The 18,500-nt window shown below is 65.6% G+C and carries 18 protein-coding genes; 14 read left to right on the forward strand and 4 right to left on the reverse strand.

All coding sequences use genetic code 11. The features are described 5' to 3' along the window. Positions 1–17: 17 nt before the first annotated feature. The 12 genes from NA5_RS21455 to NA5_RS21510 all read left to right on the forward strand — a co-directional run bounded on the left by NA5_RS21455 (position 18) and on the right by NA5_RS21510 (position 11,825). Positions 18–455 (forward strand): SRPBCC family protein, encoded by a 438-nt coding sequence (locus NA5_RS21455; protein WP_062988757.1) that lies wholly within the window; start codon positions 18–20, stop codon positions 453–455. Beyond that, on the forward strand, positions 455–1,747 hold the full coding sequence (locus NA5_RS21460; RefSeq protein ID WP_281201731.1) for an ArsA family ATPase: 1,293 nt from the start codon (positions 455–457) through the stop codon (positions 1,745–1,747). The genes NA5_RS21455 and NA5_RS21460 overlap by 1 nt, the downstream gene beginning before the upstream one ends. A gap of 73 nt (positions 1,748–1,820) precedes the next feature. Further along, positions 1,821–2,288 (forward strand): hypothetical protein, encoded by a 468-nt coding sequence (locus NA5_RS41645; RefSeq protein WP_062988761.1) that lies wholly within the window; start codon positions 1,821–1,823, stop codon positions 2,286–2,288. After that, positions 2,285–3,298 (forward strand): ROK family protein, encoded by a 1,014-nt coding sequence (locus NA5_RS21470; protein WP_062988763.1) that lies wholly within the window; start codon positions 2,285–2,287, stop codon positions 3,296–3,298. Before NA5_RS41645 ends, NA5_RS21470 begins: the two co-directional genes overlap by 4 nt. Before the next feature lie 134 nt (positions 3,299–3,432). Then, positions 3,433–4,158: a lysophospholipid acyltransferase family protein gene (locus tag NA5_RS21475; RefSeq protein WP_062988765.1), complete on the forward strand. Its 726-nt coding sequence runs from the start codon at positions 3,433–3,435 to the stop codon at positions 4,156–4,158. Between the two features lie 266 nt (positions 4,159–4,424). Continuing rightward, the gene (locus tag NA5_RS21480) at positions 4,425–5,300 is read left to right on the forward strand and encodes a hypothetical protein (protein WP_157110549.1); all 876 of its coding nucleotides are present in this window, start codon (positions 4,425–4,427) and stop codon (positions 5,298–5,300) included. Between the two features lie 156 nt (positions 5,301–5,456). Further along, on the forward strand, positions 5,457–7,079 hold the full coding sequence (qcrB, locus tag NA5_RS21485; protein ID WP_062988769.1) for a cytochrome bc1 complex cytochrome b subunit: 1,623 nt from the start codon (positions 5,457–5,459) through the stop codon (positions 7,077–7,079). Beyond that, positions 7,076–7,303 (forward strand): hypothetical protein, encoded by a 228-nt coding sequence (locus tag NA5_RS21490; protein WP_245672325.1) that lies wholly within the window; start codon positions 7,076–7,078, stop codon positions 7,301–7,303. The genes qcrB and NA5_RS21490 overlap by 4 nt, the downstream gene beginning before the upstream one ends. Positions 7,304–7,431: 128 nt before the next feature. Further along, positions 7,432–7,896, forward strand: a complete 465-nt coding sequence (locus tag NA5_RS21495; RefSeq protein WP_245672326.1) for a nitroreductase/quinone reductase family protein — start codon at positions 7,432–7,434, stop codon at positions 7,894–7,896. 66 nt (positions 7,897–7,962) lie between these two features. Next, positions 7,963–9,522: an alkaline phosphatase D family protein gene (locus tag NA5_RS21500; RefSeq protein ID WP_062988773.1), complete on the forward strand. Its 1,560-nt coding sequence runs from the start codon at positions 7,963–7,965 to the stop codon at positions 9,520–9,522. 52 nt (positions 9,523–9,574) lie between these two features. Further along, on the forward strand, positions 9,575–10,852 hold the full coding sequence (locus tag NA5_RS21505) for an FAD-binding oxidoreductase (protein ID WP_062988775.1): 1,278 nt from the start codon (positions 9,575–9,577) through the stop codon (positions 10,850–10,852). A 148-nt stretch (positions 10,853–11,000) separates the two neighbouring features. Continuing rightward, on the forward strand, positions 11,001–11,825 hold the full coding sequence (locus NA5_RS21510) for an SDR family NAD(P)-dependent oxidoreductase (RefSeq protein WP_063813515.1): 825 nt from the start codon (positions 11,001–11,003) through the stop codon (positions 11,823–11,825). Between the two features lie 77 nt (positions 11,826–11,902). Here the strand turns inward: NA5_RS21510 and NA5_RS21515 are convergent, their stop codons facing one another. Together NA5_RS21515 and ctaC are read right to left on the reverse strand one after the other, a co-directional pair. After that, positions 11,903–12,319, reverse strand: coding sequence for a cytochrome c oxidase subunit 4 (locus NA5_RS21515; protein WP_040688533.1), 417 nt, complete (start codon positions 12,317–12,319; stop codon positions 11,903–11,905). A gap of 13 nt (positions 12,320–12,332) precedes the next feature. Next, complete coding sequence (gene ctaC, locus NA5_RS21520; RefSeq protein WP_062988836.1) at positions 12,333–13,385, reverse strand: aa3-type cytochrome oxidase subunit II; 1,053 nt, start codon at positions 13,383–13,385, stop codon at positions 12,333–12,335. A gap of 493 nt (positions 13,386–13,878) precedes the next feature. Here ctaC and asnB point away from each other — a divergent pair, with 493 nt between their 5' ends. After that, positions 13,879–15,822, forward strand: coding sequence for an asparagine synthase (glutamine-hydrolyzing) (gene asnB, locus NA5_RS21525; RefSeq protein ID WP_062988838.1), 1,944 nt, complete (start codon positions 13,879–13,881; stop codon positions 15,820–15,822). A gap of 266 nt (positions 15,823–16,088) precedes the next feature. Here the strand turns inward: asnB and NA5_RS21530 are convergent, their stop codons facing one another. Both NA5_RS21530 and NA5_RS21535 read right to left on the reverse strand, forming a co-directional pair. After that, positions 16,089–17,057, reverse strand: a complete 969-nt coding sequence (locus NA5_RS21530) for a carbohydrate kinase family protein (RefSeq protein ID WP_062988779.1) — start codon at positions 17,055–17,057, stop codon at positions 16,089–16,091. Between the two features lie 250 nt (positions 17,058–17,307). Continuing rightward, positions 17,308–17,658 carry a HesB/IscA family protein gene (locus NA5_RS21535; RefSeq protein WP_040688522.1) on the reverse strand — a complete coding sequence of 117 codons (351 nt, stop codon included), beginning with the start codon at positions 17,656–17,658 and terminating at the stop codon, positions 17,308–17,310. A gap of 173 nt (positions 17,659–17,831) precedes the next feature. Between NA5_RS21535 and NA5_RS21540 the strand changes: the two genes are divergently transcribed. Next, a partial coding sequence (locus NA5_RS21540) for a DUF3043 domain-containing protein (RefSeq protein WP_062988781.1) occupies positions 17,832–18,500 on the forward strand: 669 nt, incomplete at its 3' end.

The raw sequence follows: 18,500 nt of genomic DNA on the forward strand, positions 1-18,500 counted from the left end.
AGGAATCGTTGTCCGCCATGGCCGACAGGACCCAGAGGTCGATCATCATCGATGCACCGTCGCAGCGGGTGATGTCCGTCATCGCCGATCTGGAGTCCTACCCGGAGTGGGTCTCGGCGGCGAAAACCGTTGAGGTGCTGGAGAAGAGCGCCGACGGCCGGGCCCGGACCGCGCGCTTCGTGCTGGATGCCGGAGTCGTCAAGGACACCTATGTGCTGTCCTACACTTGGCGGCCCGATGACAAATCGGTGAGTTGGACGCTGATCAGCGGTGATCTACAGAAGGCGCAGGACGGCACCTACGAACTCGTCGATCAGCCCGACGGCACCACCGAGGTGATCTATGAGCTGACCGTCGACCTGAATATCCCCATGATCGGCATGTTCAAGCGCAAGGCCGAGAAGGTGATCACCGATACCGCGCTCAAGGAACTGAAGAAACGGGTCGAAGGCTGATCGCGCACAAGCCCGAGGTAGCCAGTACTCGGGTCGAACTATTCATCGGCAAAGGCGGAGTCGGCAAGACGACATGCGCCTGCGCTACCGCCATGGCCTATGCCAGGGCAGGGCAGCGGGTGCTGGTCGCTTCGCTGGATCAGGCGCATTCGCTCGGCGACGCGCTCGGCTTCCGATTCCCGCACGATCCCGGAACCGTGCCGGGAGTCGCGAGCGTGCTGCCCGGCCTCGATGTGATCGAGGTCGATTCCCTTGCGCTGCTCGAGGATCGGTTCCGCGATGTGGTGCGCGTGCTCGCGACCGGAACCGACCACAATCACGGCATCGACTTGGCCGCACTGGATCCGGCCGAGCTGACCGGACTGCCCGGCGTGCAGGAACTGCTGATGCTGGTGGAGATCACCCAGTTCGCCGCCGAGGACGACTGGGATGTGATCGTCGTCGACTGCCCGCCCTCGGCGGATATGTTGCGCATCATCACCGCGCCGGAAACCCTGCTCGGATATGTGGAGCGGATGTGGCCGCCGCATGCGCGGGCGATGAGTATGGTCGGCACCGATCTGCGGCGCGCGGTGCTGGCCACCACCGTCGAGCGGATCCTCGAGGCGGTGACCGAGGTGCGCGATCTGCTCGCCGATCACGGACGAACCGGTGCGCGACTGATCACCGGCGCCGAACAGGTCGCCATCGCCGAATCGGAGCGGGTGCGTTCGGCGGCGGCGCTGCTCGGTCTGCGGTTGGACGCGGTGGTGGTGAACAAGGTGCTACCCGCCGTGCCCCCGCCGACCGCACTCGAGGTGGCCTCGCATCCCGCGGTGCAGTGGTATCTGAATCGACGCGCCGAACAATTGGATGTAGTGAATCGACTACAACGGGGTATGAACGGGACACGGGTGCTGATCGCACAGCACACCGGGCCCGAACCGGTCGGGCTCACGTCCCTGTCCGCGCTGTCGTATGCGATGGATTCGGGTGAGCGGTTGAATGCCGACTCGAAGCTGAGCGACAATCCGGCGGAGGTTCGCACAAGTTCCGGCGAGCCGGTGGTTCGATTGGAATCGGGCACCGGTCTGCATTCGGTGTACGCGTTGCGGATGCACCTGCCCGTCGTCGATCCGGCGACGCTGCGACTGGGACGAGTGGAGGACGATTTGATCGTGGGAGCGGACGGGGTCCGACGCCGGGTGCGCTTGGCGCCGGTATTGCGACGGTGCACGGTCGACGGCGCCGAACTCGACAACGGCTATCTGATCGTGCGTTTCCACCCGGACCCGGAAGCGTGGCCGGTATGAGCGAGCGTAGCGAGCGAATCATGTCACAGCGCGCATCGCGCATGCCGGAGCCGAGCGCTAGCGAGGCGCAGGCATGAGCGATTCGAACGAATGGCCCGGCGCCGCCGAGCCCGGTGACGGCCTCAGCGAATTCGCCGCGGAGTTGAAGCTGCTGGCCGAGGCGGTGCTCGAACGGGTCGAACCCGTGCTGCGGCGCGCCGCCGACGGACAGCCGGACTGGTCGAGCTGCAGTTGGTGCCCGATCTGTGCGGCCGCGGCGCTGGCGCGCGGTGAACATCATGATGTGCTCGCGGTGGTGGCCGATCACGGGACCGCGATCGTCACGGTGCTGCGTGAGGCACTCGCCGGGGTGCCGGTCGATCCGGTGATGCCCGAAGACGGTGTGCCGCATGATCATTCGTTCGCTGCCGAGCGTCAGGACGACGACACCCCGGACGCGGAATCGGCAGCCGCCGAAGGCGATGCGCGCGCACGGCAGTCGAAACCGTCCGGGCGCAAGCGATCCCGCTATATCGGCATCCCCGTGACGATCAAGGCATGACGGCGCGAGTTGCGGATGCGCGACCGCTGACCGTCGGAATAGACGTCGGCGGCACCAATATTCGCGCATCGGTGGTCGACGGCGACGGCGAGGTGCTCGACACCGTGGTTGCGCCGACACCGCATTCGGCGCGGGCACTGGAGAATGCGCTGGACCGTGCGGTCCGCGAACTGTGCCGCAGACATCCGATCAGCGCGGTCGGCCTGGCGGTGGCCGGATTCATCAACGCCGATCGCTCGACGGTGCGCTTCGCACCGCACTTACCCTGGCAGGACACCCCGGTCGCGCAGCGGCTCACCGAACGCCTCGAACTACCGGTGATCCTCGAGCACGACGCGAATGCCGCCATGTGGGCCGAGTACCGATTCGGCGCGGCGGCGGGCGGGCACAATTCGGTGCTCGTCGCGATCGGCACCGGAATCGGCGCGGCGCTGCTCATCGACGGCGAACTGTATCGGGGCACGCACGGCGTCGCACCGGAGCTGGGACATCTGCAGGTGGTGCCGCAGGGCCGGTCCTGTCCGTGCGGTAAGCGCGGCTGCTGGGAAAGGTATTGCAGCGGAACGGCTCTGGTCGACACCGCGATCGAAATGCTGGCCACCGACCCGGTGCATTCGACGGTGCTGGCGCGCGAGGTGCTGCGCGATCCCGGTTCGCTGACCGGACGCCGGGTGGCGGGGGCGGCCCAGGACGGTGACCCGTTGGCGGTGGCGGTCATGGCCGATTTCGCCCGCTGGCTCGGGCTCGGGCTGGCCTTCGTCAGCGATATCTTCGATCCCGGACTGATCGTGATCGCCGGTGGCGTAAGCAGTTCGGCCGCGCAGTTCCTGGACGAGGCCCGCGAGGAGTACGCACGGGCGATCACCGGCGCGGGGCATCGACCGCTCGCCCGGATCCGGACCACGCAGCTCGGTGAGGCGGCGGGGATGGTCGGCGCGGCGGAGCTCGCCAGGGCCACCCTCGCCGAGACCGGCCGCGGCCGTTCCTGGGTGGCTCGTTCCACCCACTGAACGGTCGGTTATCAGTACTCGAGAACATGTGGTGAGATACACCGCTCAGCTTGGATGTGATCTGTACCCAGCGGTAAAGTCGGCAATTGACGGTTGTACCCGTAAACGATCCCGGCTGCGGGGGTTAGGACGCCATGCTCTACTGGATGCTGAAGTACCTGTTCCCAGGACCGTTCATGCACCTCTACAACCGTCCGACGGTCGAAGGCGTTGAGCATATCCCCGCCGACGGACCGGCCATTCTGGCCGGGAACCACCTGTCCTTCTCGGACTGGTTGTTCGCTCCGCTGATGAGCCCGCGTCGGATCAGCTATCTCGCCAAGGCCGAATACTTCACCGCCCCGGGCTTCAAGGGTCGGCTGCAGAAGTTCTTCTTCACTGCCACCGGGCAGTACCCGATCGACCGCAGCGGTGCCTCCGCGGCCGAGGACGCCCTCAATGCCGCACGCAAGCTGCTCGACAAGGGTCACCTCGTCGGCCTCTACCCGGAGGGCACCCGCTCCCCCGACGGTCGCCTGTACAAGGGCAAGACCGGCCTTGCCCGCCTCGCGCTCGAGACCGGTGTCCCCGTCATCCCGGTCGCCGTCATCGGCACCTTCGAGGTCTGCCCGCCCGGCCCGTTCCGCTGGCGCCGCCACAAGGTGACCGTCAAATTCGGCGCCCCCATCGACTTCTCCCGCTACGAGGGCATGGGCGGCAACCGCTTCGTCGAACGCGCCGTCACCGATGAGGTCATGTACGAACTCATGCGACTCGGCGGCCAGGAATACGTCGATGTCTATGCCGCCAGCCTGAAGAAGGGCGTTCCCAGCGGTTCCGCCCCCGAACCCACCCGCATCCCGGAGACGGCCGCCAGCTAGCCCTCCGACCGCAACGAGCCCGGTGCCGAATGCACCGGGCTCGTTCTGTTTCGGCGGCTCGACAGCCCGGTGCGCGTGTGCGGCGTTCGTGGCAGCGGCGCACGGGGCGGGCGGATCCGTGGCGTCTCGCAGCTGAGCGATCTCGCCCAACACCGAGGTGCGGGTCGCGGCTGAGGGGCACAATCACGGAGGTACGTGTTCCGAGTGCGGCAACTGCGGGCGTGCAGTGAAAGCTGGTGCACCGCAAGACGAGCGAGGGAGTCACGGTGTCGGAGGTAGCGCCGGATCTGTTGTTGTCTCTCGCCGTGGCGGCGGCGCATCAGCTGGGGTATTCGTGTCATGTGGCGGCGGCCGATGACGTGATGTTGTCCGGTCCGGCGGGGGATGTGATGGTCGGGCTGACGAATTTGCGGCGCATGGCCGCGGATGAGCCGCCGGATCAGTGGCCCGCACTGGTGGCGGATTATCTGAGTACCGGGCTGGTCGATCTGGAGGTCGACCGCGATCCGCTCGATACCGGCGACTTCGCGATGATGCGGGGGCTCATCAGGACTCGGCTCTACTCCGGGCTCGGCGGTGCGCCGGATGTGGTGCGTCGCCAGGTCGCGCCACGGCTGATTCAGCGGGTGCTGATCGATCAGGTGCACACCATGGCTCCGGTCACCTATCCGATGCTGCGGCAGTGGCCGATCGACGAAGACGAGCTGTTCGCCCTCGCCGAGCAGAACACCCGCGGCGACGGTCCGCTGGAAGTGCTCACCCATCAGATCGATACGCCGACCGCCGACGGTGTCGAGATCACCATGCTGTGCGGCATCTCCGACTACGTCACCGCGCACGCGTGCTGGCTCGACGAGTATCCGGTGATCGGACCGGCGGGTGCGGTATTCGTGGTGCCGTCCCAGCGCCACATCTACGCCCATCCGGTGGCGAATCTCGAAGTGGTCCAGGCGACCACGGTGCTGGCCCAGGTCGCGGTGCTCGATTACACGCAGCGCCCGTGGCCGGTGAGCCAGGATGTCTACTGGTGGCACGGTGGCGCCATCGAGCTGGCCGCCGCCACTCAGCACACCGGTGACTCGCTGTGCATCTATCCGTCGGACGACTTCCTCGCCGCATTGAACGAACTCCCCGAGCCCTGACGAGATCTCCGTCACACGGCAGCACCTCTCGCATCCAAGCCGTCACGTTTCGGACCACTCAACCGTCTTATGCGTACCGGTTTCCGATCGAGGAGGAGATACGACCATGCCTGTGCTGTCCATTCGTCACCAGGTGGCACCACTCGGGATCCCGCGATGAGCTCGAAGGCGGCCCACCATGCCGATGCCGCGGACGAGCGCTACCGCGCCGCGGCCTTCGTGAAACGGTCGATCAATAAGGTCTTTCCGACGCACTGGGCCTTCCTGCTCGGCGAGATCGCCTTGTACAGCTTCATCATTCTGCTGATCTCGGGCATCTACCTGACGCTGTACTTCGATCCGTCGATGACCGAAGTGGTCTACGACGGTGCGTATCAACCGCTGCGCGGTGTGCACATGTCGGCGGCATATGCCAGTTCCCTGGACATTTCGTTCGAGGTGCGCGGCGGCCTGTTCGTCCGGCAGGTACACCATTGGGCCGCACTGATGTTCCTGGCCGCGATCATCGTGCACTGCCTGCGGATCTTCTTCACCGGCGCGTTCCGCAAACCGCGCGAAGCGAACTGGGTGATCGGCTCGACGCTGTTGGTACTGGCCATGTTCGAGGGCTACTTCGGCTACAGCCTGCCCGATGACCTGCTGTCGGGCACCGGCCTGCGTTCACCGCTCGGCGGTATCACGATGAGCATCCCGATCGTCGGAACCTGGATCCACTTCGCCCTGTTCGGTGGCGAGTTTCCGGGCGATGTACTGATTCCGCGCCTGTTCATCACCCATGTGCTGCTGTTCCCCGGCATCATGCTCGCGCTGATCGCCGCACATATCGCACTGGTCTGGTATCAGAAGCACACGCAATTCCCGGGGCCTGGTCGCACCGAGCGCAATGTCATCGGTGCGCGCATCGTTCCGGTCTTCGCCGCGGATCAGGGTGCGTTCTTCATGTTCACCCTCGCCACGGTGGCGATCATGGGCGGTGTCTTCCAGATCAATCCGATCTGGGAACTCGGGCCATACAACCCGGCGCAGGTGTCGGCCGGTTCACAGCCGGACTTCTACATGATGTGGACCGACGGCCTGGCCCGGCTCATGCCGCCGTGGGAGATATACCTCGGCAACTACACCATTCCGGCGGCGTTCTGGGTTGCTCTGGTGATGGGTCTGGTGATCGTGATCCTGCCCGCCTATCCCTGGATCGAGAAGCGACTCACCAAGGATTACGCGGCGCACAACCTATTGCAGCGGCCGCGAGATGTGCCGGTGCGCAGCGGAATCGGCGCGATGGCGATCACCTTCTATCTGGTGCTGACACTCAGCTGCGTCAATGACATCATCGCGTTGAAGTTCGACATCTCGCTCAATGCCACCACCTGGATGGGCCGCATCGGTCTGTTGATCGCGCCGCCGATCGCATACTTCATCACCTACCGGTTCTGCATCGGTCTGCAGCGCAGTGACCGGGCGGTGCTGGAGCACGGTATCGAAACCGGCATAATCAAGCGACTGCCGCACGGTGAGTACGTCGAGGTGCACCAGGCGCTCGGACCGGTCGACGAGCACGGCCATCCGATGCCACTGGCATACCAGGGCGCGGCGATCCCGAAGAAGATGAACAAACTCGGTTCGGCGGGCAAACCGGGAACCGGCAGCTTCCTGCGGCCCGATCCCGCGGCGGAATCCGAGCGCTACTTCGAGATCGAGCACGCCGAGGAACGCAAACAGCTCGCCGTGCTGCAGAAATACCAGGACCGCATCTCCGACGGCGAAAGGCACACCCCATGATGTGGCTCACGCGCTCGCATGAGCCGGTTGCCGAGGACTACGGCCTGCTCGTCGCGGCCGCGACGGTGGCCACCGAAACCACCGCCCGTGTGGTCCGCAACCTGTTGCGCGAGAACGGGATCCGCGCCACCATCGGCTCGGCCCATCACGCCCGCCACCGCGTGCTCGTCTTCCCGGAAGATGCCGTCCGCGCGTTCGAAATCCTCTGCGACAACACCATCTGAAGGCGCGCATCAGAAGACCCCGAGCCATCCCGGTTCGGGGTCTTCGGTCATCCGGCGACCGGCCACGAAATGATCACCGAAGTGGAATGCTGTCAGGGAGACAGTTCCGAGCGGTATGGGAGCGGATCATGAGTTTTCAGAAGATTCCGGCGGGGACCCGGGGTTCCCGACCGCCCTCACCCAATCCGGTATTCCGTTTCCTCATCCGGGCGATGGAGCGATATCACCGATTCCGCCACGACCGATTCATGGGGATGGACCTGGTGTATCTGACCACCGTCGGCGCGAAGAGCGGTGCCGAACGCCGGGTGACGGTGAGCCGGTTCCCGGCCGATGACGGCGGCTGGCTGGTCGTGGCATCCATGGGCGGCGCGATCCAGCATCCGGGCTGGTATCACAATATCGCCGCGCATCCGGACCAAGTGTGGGCCGAGGTGGGTGGCACGAAATACCACGTCACGGCCGAACAGCTGGACGGCGAACGACGTGAGCGGGCCTGGCAGCAGATCACCGCCGTGCAACCGCGCTATCTCGGCTACCAGAAGAAGACCGACCGGCTCATCCCGATCATCGAACTCCGACCGCGCGGCTGATACCTGTTGGCCGAGCCGACGATGGGAGTTCACATGGCGTTGGGCCCCCTGCGCCAAGGTGGGCCAATGACTGGTTCGGACTTCGGCGTCTCCCGGCGCACCCTGCTGCGCGCCTCCGCCCTCGGTCTCGTCGCGGTCCCCGCACTGGCCGCCTGCTCGAAGGACGGGCCCGCACTGGTGCGTGCGCGCCCGAATCTCACCCACGGCGTCGCGGTGGGCGATCCGCGCACCGACGGCGCGCTGATCTGGGCGCGCTCCGATCAGCCCGCGAAGCTGATCGTGGAGACCGCCGCCACCGAATCCTTCACCGACGCTGAACGATTCACCGGACCACTGCTCACCCCGGATTCCGACGGCACCGGACGCGTGCGAGTCAACGGTCTGCCCGCGGGCCAGCAGGTGCACTACCGGGTCACCCTCGAAGGCGAGGACGGGGCCACCTCCGAACCGATCACCGGCGTCTTCCGCACCGTGCCCAACGGCGCGTCCGATATCAAACTGCAGTGGTCCGGCGATGTGGTCGGCCAGGGCTATGGCATCAACCCCGAACTCGGCGGTATGAAGATCTTCTCCGCCATGGCCGCGCGCGACCCGCATCTGTTCATCCACTCCGGCGATTCGATCTACGCCGATGTTCCCTTGCAGGAATCGGTGACGCTGCCCGACGGCCGGATCTGGCGCAATACCGTCTCCGAGGCGAAAAGCGCTGTCGCGCAGACGCTGGACCAGTTCCGCGGCAACTACGCCTACAACCTGACCGACCAGAACTACCGCCGCTTCAATTCCGCGGTCGCCCAGGTGGTCCAGTGGGACGACCACGAAACCGTCAACAACTGGTATCACGGCGGACTGGTCGCGGAGACCAAGGGCTACCGCGAGCGCAGCATGGACACGCTGGCGACACGCTCTTGGCAGGCCTTCCACGAGTGGATGCCATTGGAGCCCAAGGAGGCCGTCGACGGCCGCCTCTACCGCAAGATCTCCTACGGCCCGCTGCTGGACATCTTCGTGCTCGATATGCGGACCTATAAGGACACCAACGACATCGACAACGGACCCAGCGGTCGCATCTTCGGTCCGGAACAGACAAAGTGGCTCATCGAAGGTCTGCGCGATGCCAAGGCCACCTGGAAAATCATCGCCAACGACCTACCACTCGGCCTTGTCGTCAAGGACGGTGAACAAAAAGTGACCGCCTACGAGGGCCCCGCCAACGGCGACAACGGCGCCCCGTCCGGGCGGGAAACCGAAATCGCGCAAGTGCTCTCGGCGATCAAGGCGAACAAGGTCGGCGGCGTGGTCTGGCTGACCGCGGATGTGCACTACACCGCGGCTCACCACTACTCACCCGCGCGCGCCGCCTTCACCGACTTCGACGAGTTCTGGGAGTTCGTGTCCGGACCGCTGAATGCCGGTGCGTTCGGCCCGAATCCGCTCGACGGCACCTTCGGCCCGGAGGCGGTTTTCGTGCACGCGCCGCCGGTTCAGAACGCCGCGCCGCTGGACGGCTTCCAACATTTCGGCGAGGTTCTGATCGACGGCAGGTCAAGAGAACTGACGGTCAATCTCTGCGATGCGACCGGATCCGTCCTGTTCAGCCAGCGGATCGCGCCGCCGGTCCGGTAGTCGGCAAGATCGAACGAGCATCGGAGGCCGCGCTGTGGTTAGCTTTCGGTCCATGAGCACGCCGCACACTGTCGCCGCCGAAGAATATCTACCTCGTGACACCGCGGATGTCGTTCGTACGGTGCGGAATTCACGCGGTCGCGCGGAAAACCTCACGGTACGTGGCGGCGAACCGATCGATGATGGTCTGTCGTTACCCGATCCGCGCGCGGTGCTTTCGCTGCGCAAGATGAATGCGGTGCTCGATATCAACCTCGGCAGGCGCACCGTGCGCGTGCAGGCGGGGGCCAAACTCTCCGATATCGATCGGCGCCTCGGCGCGCACGGACTCGGTCTGCCGATCGTCGGCGACCACCGCGATATCACCGCGGGCGGTTTCGCCTCGGTCGGCGGTGTCAGCACGGCGTCGCACAAGTACGGCATGTTCATCGATCAGATCGTGGACCTGGAATACGTCGACCCGGACGGACGCATCGGCACCTGCGGACGCAACCACCACACCGAGCGCTTCCACCGGATTCTCGGCGCGGGCGGGCGCGCGGGCATCATCACCGCGCTCACTCTGGATGCGGTCGATATCGATAAGGACCACACCTGGCTCACCACCGATGCCGACCGCTTCCTCGACTTCGACTCCTTCGTCGAACACGCCTACGCCGAAATCGCTCGGCCGGGCAATGTCGCACTGCAGGTCGGTCGTTGGGTCGATACCGCGCCGCTGAAGGTGTCGCGTCCGGTCGGCACCGGACACGTGCAGTTGGGGACCGTGCGGTTCGGTCAGTGGTCGAGCCTCTACCCCACCACGCCAACTCGCTCGCTGCGTGCGCGTCGTGAGGTCGGCACCAAGACCAGGAAATCGTTGGGCGTCATCGCCTCTGCCGCGGGCGGGCGCGCGGGCGCGCCGGTGCGCAATGCCGCGGCGGGCGCGCTCATGTTCGCCCCGAAGGTGCTGACACTGCGCGATGCGGAGTATCTGGCCGATACTGTCATCAGCTCCTCCGAACGCGGACCCGCCTACCGGGTCGCGATTTTCGCGCCGCTGTCGACCTACGCCTCAGTTTTCTACAGACTGCACGATTTGTTTGCTGGACACCGAGAGCGGACCGGCTGCTTCACCGTCATCTCCGCGATGACCTACGGCGTGCGCTCGAAGTACCTGCGTGCCGAGGCGCAAGCGCGCGGACTCGCGGTCGAGGACCACGGACTGATCACCTTCACCTGCCGTTTGCGGCCCTCCGCGCTGCCCTCAGAACTGTTGCGCGACATCGTCACCGGAATCGACGAGATCTGCACGTCCGAACACGCCCTGCGGTACGACTCCACGGATTAGACTGTGTCGCGCCGCCTATAGTCGCCAGCAAATAGCTTCCCCCGCCATCGGGCGGTTCGGCTATCTGTTGGCGACGGCGGTCGACTTCGACACTGTCGGCGGGGTGTCGATGCGTTGGTTCAGCCCATCTACGGTGAAGGTTGCTCTGATGCTCGAATTCCGCACTGCCCCAGCGCGTTTGCCGGACCGCAAGCGTCAGCGGCCCGAATCCGTCGAGGGGCTACGGATTCTCGTGACGGACGCGTGTTCGGAGATCGGTCGCGCGACCGCCACGCGCCTTGCCGAGCAGGGCGCGCAATTGCTGCTGGTCGCGCGTCGCGGGGATCAACTCGTCACCACCTGCAATCAGATCGTCGATGCGGGCGGTGCGGCGAATTGGTTCCGCTGCGATATCTCCGCACTCGGTGATGTCGATCAGCTGGTCGAGTGGGTGCTCAGCGATTTCGGCCGGGTCGATGTGCTGATCAACAACGCGGGCCGCCCGCTGCGAAGACCTGTCTCGCAATCCCTGGACCGCTTCCGCGACTACCAGCGCATGATGGCGACCAACTACTTCGGTCCGCTGCGCCTGACCCTCGGCCTGCTGCCCGCCATGCTGGAATCCGGCTCCGGCCATGTGATCAATGTCGGTCCGTGGAGCCTGAAGACCGGCGCCACCCCGAATTTCGCCTCCTACGCCAGCTCCCAGGCCGCCTGGACCACCTTCGGTCAATGCGCGGACGCCGAACTCTCACCGCGCGGCATCCAGGTGACCGCCGTCCATTATCCGGCCGTGCAACCGGATACCGGCACCATCGCGCACTACGTCACCGAACCCGCACTGGAGCCGACCGACGCCGCCCGGCTGATCGAAACGGCCATCCGCACCCGCCCCGCCCGCCTCGAACCCCGCTTCGCGCGCACCCTGCGCGGACTGGCCGGTGTCGCGCCGCGCTGCACCAACCGCATCCTCTCCCGCCTCGCCTCGCTCTAGCCCGCGGACATCCGAGCCCAGCAACGCCGAAGCGCCCCACCGGATTCGGTGGGGCGCTTCGCCAGACAGCTATCGGCTCAGTGCTTTTCGGGGCCGAGGTAGTACTCGAAGACCAGACCGGCGGCCGCACCGAGGATGCAGACCACACCGATGCCGATCAGCCAGAACTGGAAGAACGCCAGGCCGAGGGCGGTGATGGAGCCCGCACCGGCCAGCGTGATGGGCCAGAAGCTACCGGGCGAGAAGAAGCCGAGATCGCCCGCGCCGTCCACGATCTCGGCATCCTCGTAGTCCTCCGGACGCAGGTCGAGACGACGCGCGACGAAACGGAAGTAGGTGCCGATAATCAGCGACAGACCGGCGGTCAGCACCGTCGCGGTGGTGCCCGCCCACTCGACACCGGTCCGCGACTGGCCGGTGAAGTAGCCGTACACGACTGCCACGATGATGAAGAACACCGTGAGCAGTTCGAAAATCCGCGCTTCGATCTTCATTTCAGATCAGTCCTCACTTGCTCTCTACCGCGGACGCGCTCTTGGTGTCGCGCTTGGTGTTGAACGGCTGGGTGGAGGTCGCGACCGGGGATTCACCGATGGACTCGAGCGCCTCGGCGTTGGTCTTACCCGCCTTGCGCGCATCGATGTACTTGGTGAACTTCTCCGGCGATACCGCGCGGACCTCGAAGTTCATCATCGAGTGGAAGGTGCCGCACATCTCGGCGCAGCGGCCGACGAACGCGCCTTCCTTCTCGATCTTGGTGATCTGGAAGACATTATCCGAGTGGTTTTCCTTCGGATTCGGCATCACATCGCGCTTGAACAGGAACTCCGGCACCCAGAAGGCGTGCACCACATCGGCGGCGGCCAGCTGGAATTCGATGTTCTTACCGGTCGGCAGCACGAGCACCGGGATCTCGGTGCTGGAGCCGACGGTCTCGACCTTGTCGTAGTGCAGGTAGGACAGGATGTCGTTCTCCGGCTTGCCGTGCACCGGGCCCGGCTGCGGGTGACCGTCCTTGGTCCGCTCCTTGTACTCCTCGAGCTGCTGCTGATTGGCGTCCTCGCGGGCCTTGTCGATGCCGTCGAAGCGGTAGCCGTCCTTGAAGTCGACATTGCGGTAGCCGAACTTCCAGTTCCACTGGAAGGCGGTCACGTCGACGGTCACGTCCGGGTTGCCGACCTTCTCGTGCACGTAGTTCTGCACGACCACGGTGAAGTAGAAAAGCACCGCGATGATGACGAACGGCACGGCCGTGTAGGTCAGCTCCAGCGGCACGTTGTAACCGGTCTGGCGCGGGAACTCCGGGGAGTCCTTCTTCTTGCGGTGGAAGGTGACGGTCCAGAAGGTCAGACCCCATACCAGCACGCCCATCGCCAATGCCGCGATGACCGACCAGGTCCACAGTTCCCGCATCCGGGTGGCCTGCGGCGTGATGCCCGAGGGCCAGCCGAATCGCAGCCATACATTGTCGATCGAGCAGCCCGAGACGAGCATCGCGGTGATCCCCAAGGACACCGCCAAGCCGACCCGTCGAAGGATGCGGCCCTGCCGACCCTTCACGGGTCGCGCCCCGATCTCTTCGCTCGCCTTGTGCGCCACGCTCACGCCTTCCTGGTCGCCACACATTCCGACAGTGCACCGCTCGGGTTGCGATCGCCCGGCGGTACGTCCTAAGCACGTTTCAGGGCATTCCGTCGGCCGCTTGCTTCGCGCGCGATCCAACTGAGAATGTCCTGAGTACTACGCAGCGTAGACCAAACCGGCGCCCCGTTTGACGTCGGGTCGGATTCAACACTCCACCGATGCGGGGGTTGATCGGGTCACCCGGACATCGTCGCAGTACACGGGGTGCGACGCGACCGGATCGGGCAGGTGCGATGCAGGCGGACACAATATTTCGCAGCGCATCTGCCCGGTGGGCGCGACACATGAATCCGCCTCGTGCGGCATACTCGGACACGAGATTTCGTCCTGTGCGCCCAGCTATCGGGCGCAGCCACCCAATGAATCGGGCCAGCGCCCGTACCAAGTAGGAAACGAGGTTGCCGACGCCGTGTGTGGACTGCTCGGATTTCTGACATCTGATGCGGCAACCGACGACGTGGTAGAGGGGGTGTACGACGCCCTGCACTGCGTGCGCCATCGCGGCCCGGACGAGCGCGGGACCTGGCACGACGATCATGTGATCTACGGCTTCAACCGGCTGTCGATCATTGATATCGAGCATTCACACCAGCCGCTGCGCTGGGGTCCGGCGGAAAACCGGGAGCGCTACGCGCTGACCTTCAACGGTGAGATCTACAACTACATCGAGATCCGCGAGGAACTCGCGAAGGCCCATGCCGAGGAGTACCCGGACGGCAGGATCTTCGAGACCGAGGGCGATAGCGAGGCGATCGTCGCGGCCTTCCACTACTGGGGTCCGGAGGCGGTACGCAAGCTGCGCGGCATGTTCGCGTTCGCGATCTGGGATACCGAAACCCAGGAGCTGTTCCTGGCGCGCGATCCGTTCGGAATCAAGCCGCTGTTCCTGGCGACCGGGCCCGGCGGGACCGCGTTCGGCAGTGAGAAGAAGAGTCTGCTGGAGCTGCTGCCCGCGCTCGGACTGTCCGATGCGCTGGATCCGCGAGCTCTGGAGCACTACACGGTGCTGCAGTACGTGCCGGAGCCGGAGACCCTGCACAAGGACATCCGTCGGCTGGAATCCGGGCACTACGCGACCGTGCGGGCGGGCAAGGCGCCGACGATCACGCGCTACTTCGATCCGCAATTCAAGGTGCGGGCCTTCGCACCCGGTTCGGCGGCCGCCCGCTATCGCGATATCGCCGAGGCCCTCGAGGACTCGGTCGCCAAACATATGCGCGCGGATGTCACGGTCGGATCCTTCCTGTCCGGCGGCATCGATTCCACCGCGGTCGCGGCGCTGGCCATGCGGCACAACCCGAAGCTGATCACCTTCACCACCGGCTTCGAACGCGAGGGCTACTCCGAGGTCGATGTGGCGGCCGAGAGTGCGGAGGCGATCGGCGCGCGGCACATCGTGAAGGTGGTCTCCCCCGCCGAATTCGCGGCCGCGATTCCCGAAATCGTCTGGTACCTCGACGATCCCGTGGCCGACCCGGCGCTGGTTCCGCTGTACTTCGTGGCCAAGGAGGCGCGCAAGCACGTCAAGGTGGTGCTCTCCGGCGAGGGCGCGGACGAGCTGTTCGGCGGATACACGATCTATCGGGAACCGTTGTCGCTCAAGCCTTTCGAGTACTTGCCACGTGGCGTGCGGAAACTGGCGGGCAGGCTCTCGGAGCGGATTCCGGACGGGACCCGAGGCAAGAGCCTGCTGCACCGCGGTTCGCTCACGCTGGAGGAGCGCTACTACGGCAATGCGCGCAGCTTCAGCGATGCGCAGTTGCGTGCGGTGCTGCGCGAATTCCGGCCGGAGTGGACGCACCAGGACATCACCGCGCCGATCTACGCGCGCTCGCGCGGCTGGGATCCGGTGACGCGCATGCAGCATCTGGATCTCTACACCTGGCTGCGCGGCGACATCCTGGTCAAGGCCGACAAGATGACCATGGCGAATTCGCTCGAGCTGCGCGTGCCCTTCCTGGATTCCGAGGTGCTGAAGGTCGCCGAACAGCTGCCCTACGAGCAGAAGATCACCAAGGAGACCACGAAGTACGCACTGCGCCAGGCGCTCGAGGGCATCGTCCCGCCGCATGTACTGCACCGGGCGAAGCTGGGTTTCCCGGTCCCGCTGCGGCATTGGTTGCGCGGCACCGAACTCTACGACTGGGCGCACCTGCAGATCGCCGAATCGCAGACCGATCACCTGCTGGACAAGGGTGCGATCAAAGGCATGCTCGAAGACCACCGCGCAGGCCGCGGCGACCACAGCCGCCGGTTGTGGACACTGCTGGTCTTCATGGTCTGGCACGGGATCTTCGTGGAGAAGCGCATTTCTCCCGATATTCAGGAGCCGGTCTACCCGGTCTCGCTGTAGTCACTGGGAACGCGCACGTTTCGCCCGCCGACCCGCGGGTGATTCGTGCGTGGTGGGTGGGACCCAATGCGTGTGCGGCGCGGGAATCAGAGTGACGCGGCACCGTCGTCTCACAATGCCACTGTGCCGCACATCCTTTCGCACGCCGCGCATGGATGGACGGCGCTGGAGCATGCGCGGCACCGGAATCGGCGCTGAAAGGCGCGCAGTGAGCAGATGCGAACGGCCGCACCGGAATACGGTGCGGCCGTCGAGATCGGCGTGCCTCAGAGCAGGGGCTTGATATCGGCGGCGGCCGCAGGGCCGTAGGCGTTGGTGAGGCGTTCGAGAGCGTCGTCCTTGTTGAGGGTCCACTCCTGGGTGCCCATGGTCTCGAGGACGAGAACCGCGATGAGCGAACCCAATTGGGCGGAGCGCTCCAGCGAGAGTCCGGTGGTGTGGCCGGTCAGGAAGCCAGCGCGGAAGGCGTCGCCGACGCCGGTGGGCTCGACCTTGTCGACCTCGGGGACCACACCGACGGTCACCTCGGTGCCGTCGCGGTCGAAGATCTGCACGCCGTCCTTGCCGAGTGTGGTGACCCGGATGCCGACCTTACGGGCGACCTCTTCCTCGCTCAGACCGGTCTTCTGCAGCAGCAGCGCCCACTCGTACTTATTGGTGAAAAGGTATGCGGCGCCGTCGATCAGCTGCACGGCCTGATCACCGTCGAGGCGAGCCAGCTGCTGGGACGGGTCGGCGGCGAACGGAATGCCGAGTTCGCGACATTCGGCGGTGTGGCGCAGCATCGCCTCCGGATCGTTGGCGCCGATGAGCACCAAGTCGAGACTGTGCTGCTCGGCGAGTTCGCCGATCGAGATATCGCGGGCCTCGCTCATCGCGCCCGGGTAGAACGAGGCGATCTGGGCCATATCGTCATCGGTGGTGCAGACGAAGCGAGCGGTATGCGCCCGGTCCGAGATCTTGACGGTGGAGCAGTCGACACCGTGCTTCTCCAGCCAGGCGCCGTACTCGGCGAAATCGGCGCCGACCGCGCCGACGAGCAGCGGCGTGCGGTTCAAAACGCCCATGGCGTAGGCGATATTGCCCGCGACACCGCCCTTGCGGATCTGCAGATCATCGACGAGAAAACTCACCGAGACGTGGTCGAGCTGATCGGCCAGCAGCGCGTCAGCGAACCGTCCGGGGAAACGCATGAGATGGTCGGTTGCGATGGACGCGGACACGGCGATAGACACGAGGCTGAGCCCCTTCGAGTAGGCGGCAGACGACGAAAGGCGCGGGACAAAACCCGCGCCTTCACCGTAGCTCACCCGCCTCCCCGAGTCTCTTGCCGATCGTGATGCTCGAGGCTTTCGTCGCGGACCGGCGGTCGACGCCCAGTTCAGTTCTGGGCGGCCCTGACGAGTGTCCTTATGACATCAGCTGCCGCGTCGGCAGCAGGGTGACCGGGGCCCGATACGACTCGGAGAGTCGGGCGCGCAGGTGTCAGTTGAAAGAGTCGCCGCAGGCGCAGGAACCCGTGGCGTTCGGGTTGTCGATCGTGAAGCCCTGCTTCTCGATGGTGTCGACGAAGTCGATCGAGGCGCCCTGCACGTACGGCGCGCTCATCCGGTCGACGGCCAGCTTGACGCCGCCGAAGTCGACGGTCAGGTCACCGTCGAGCGAGCGGTCGTCGAAGAAGAGCTGGTAGCGCAGGCCAGCACAGCCGCCCGGCTGCACGGCGATACGCAGGGCGAGGTCGTCACGACCCTCCTGGTCGAGCAGCGCCTTCGCCTTGCTGGCGGCGGCATCGGTCAGGGTCACACCGTGGGTGGTCGTCTCGTCTTGCACAGTCATGAACTCTCCTCAGGACAGCTGTGTTCAACCCGTGAACAGCGCACGGCTCGTGGCTGTCAACACCACTCAGCGGGCTGTTATTCCCCCATCTTGCCACCACCGGCTACCGCGGTGGACACAACCTCCCACCGGCCTCATTTCCTGCGGGGTACCGCATCGAATAGCCTGGTCGCGTGAAATTGTTCCGTCGCGGCGAGTCCAGCACCACCGACGAGAGCGCCGACCGCACGGCGGGCTCGGACGGCGGCTCGACCGCAGTCTCCACCACTAAAGCGGCCACCGCCACCGAGGGCAAGGGTCGCCCCACTCCGAAACGTCGTGAGGCCCAAGGCAAACGGCGCGGCCCGGTGGCTCCGGCCCCGCTCACCGCGAAGGAGGCCCGCGCCCGGCGCAAGGCCACCCGAGGTAACCGCGCGGACCGCAAAGCGGCCTCCGCCGAGCGTCGGCTGGCGGCCCAGGACCGGCGCGCCAGGATGCTCGCGGGCGAGGACAAATACCTGCTGCCCCGCGATCAGGGTCCGGTGCGGGCCTTTGTGCGCGATATCGTCGATGCCCGGCGCAACCTGGTCGGATTGTTCATGCCGATGGCGCTGGTGCTGATCCTGTCGATGTTCGTCGCGCCCGCGCTGCAGACGATTGTGACACTGGCCATGCTGGTGATGATGTTCTTCATGATCGCCGAGGGCTTCCTGCTCGGCCGGATCGTCAACGGGCGGGTGCGCGAGCGTTTCCCGGAGAGCACCGATACCGGCTACAAGCTGGGTTGGTACGCCTTCGTCCGCGCCTCGCAGATCCGCAAGATGCGGGCGCCGAAGCCGCGGGTCGCCCCCGGCGACAGTGTC

It is taken from the genome of Nocardia anaemiae NBRC 100462, assembly GCF_001612725.1.
Classification (GTDB): domain Bacteria; phylum Actinomycetota; class Actinomycetes; order Mycobacteriales; family Mycobacteriaceae; genus Nocardia; species Nocardia anaemiae.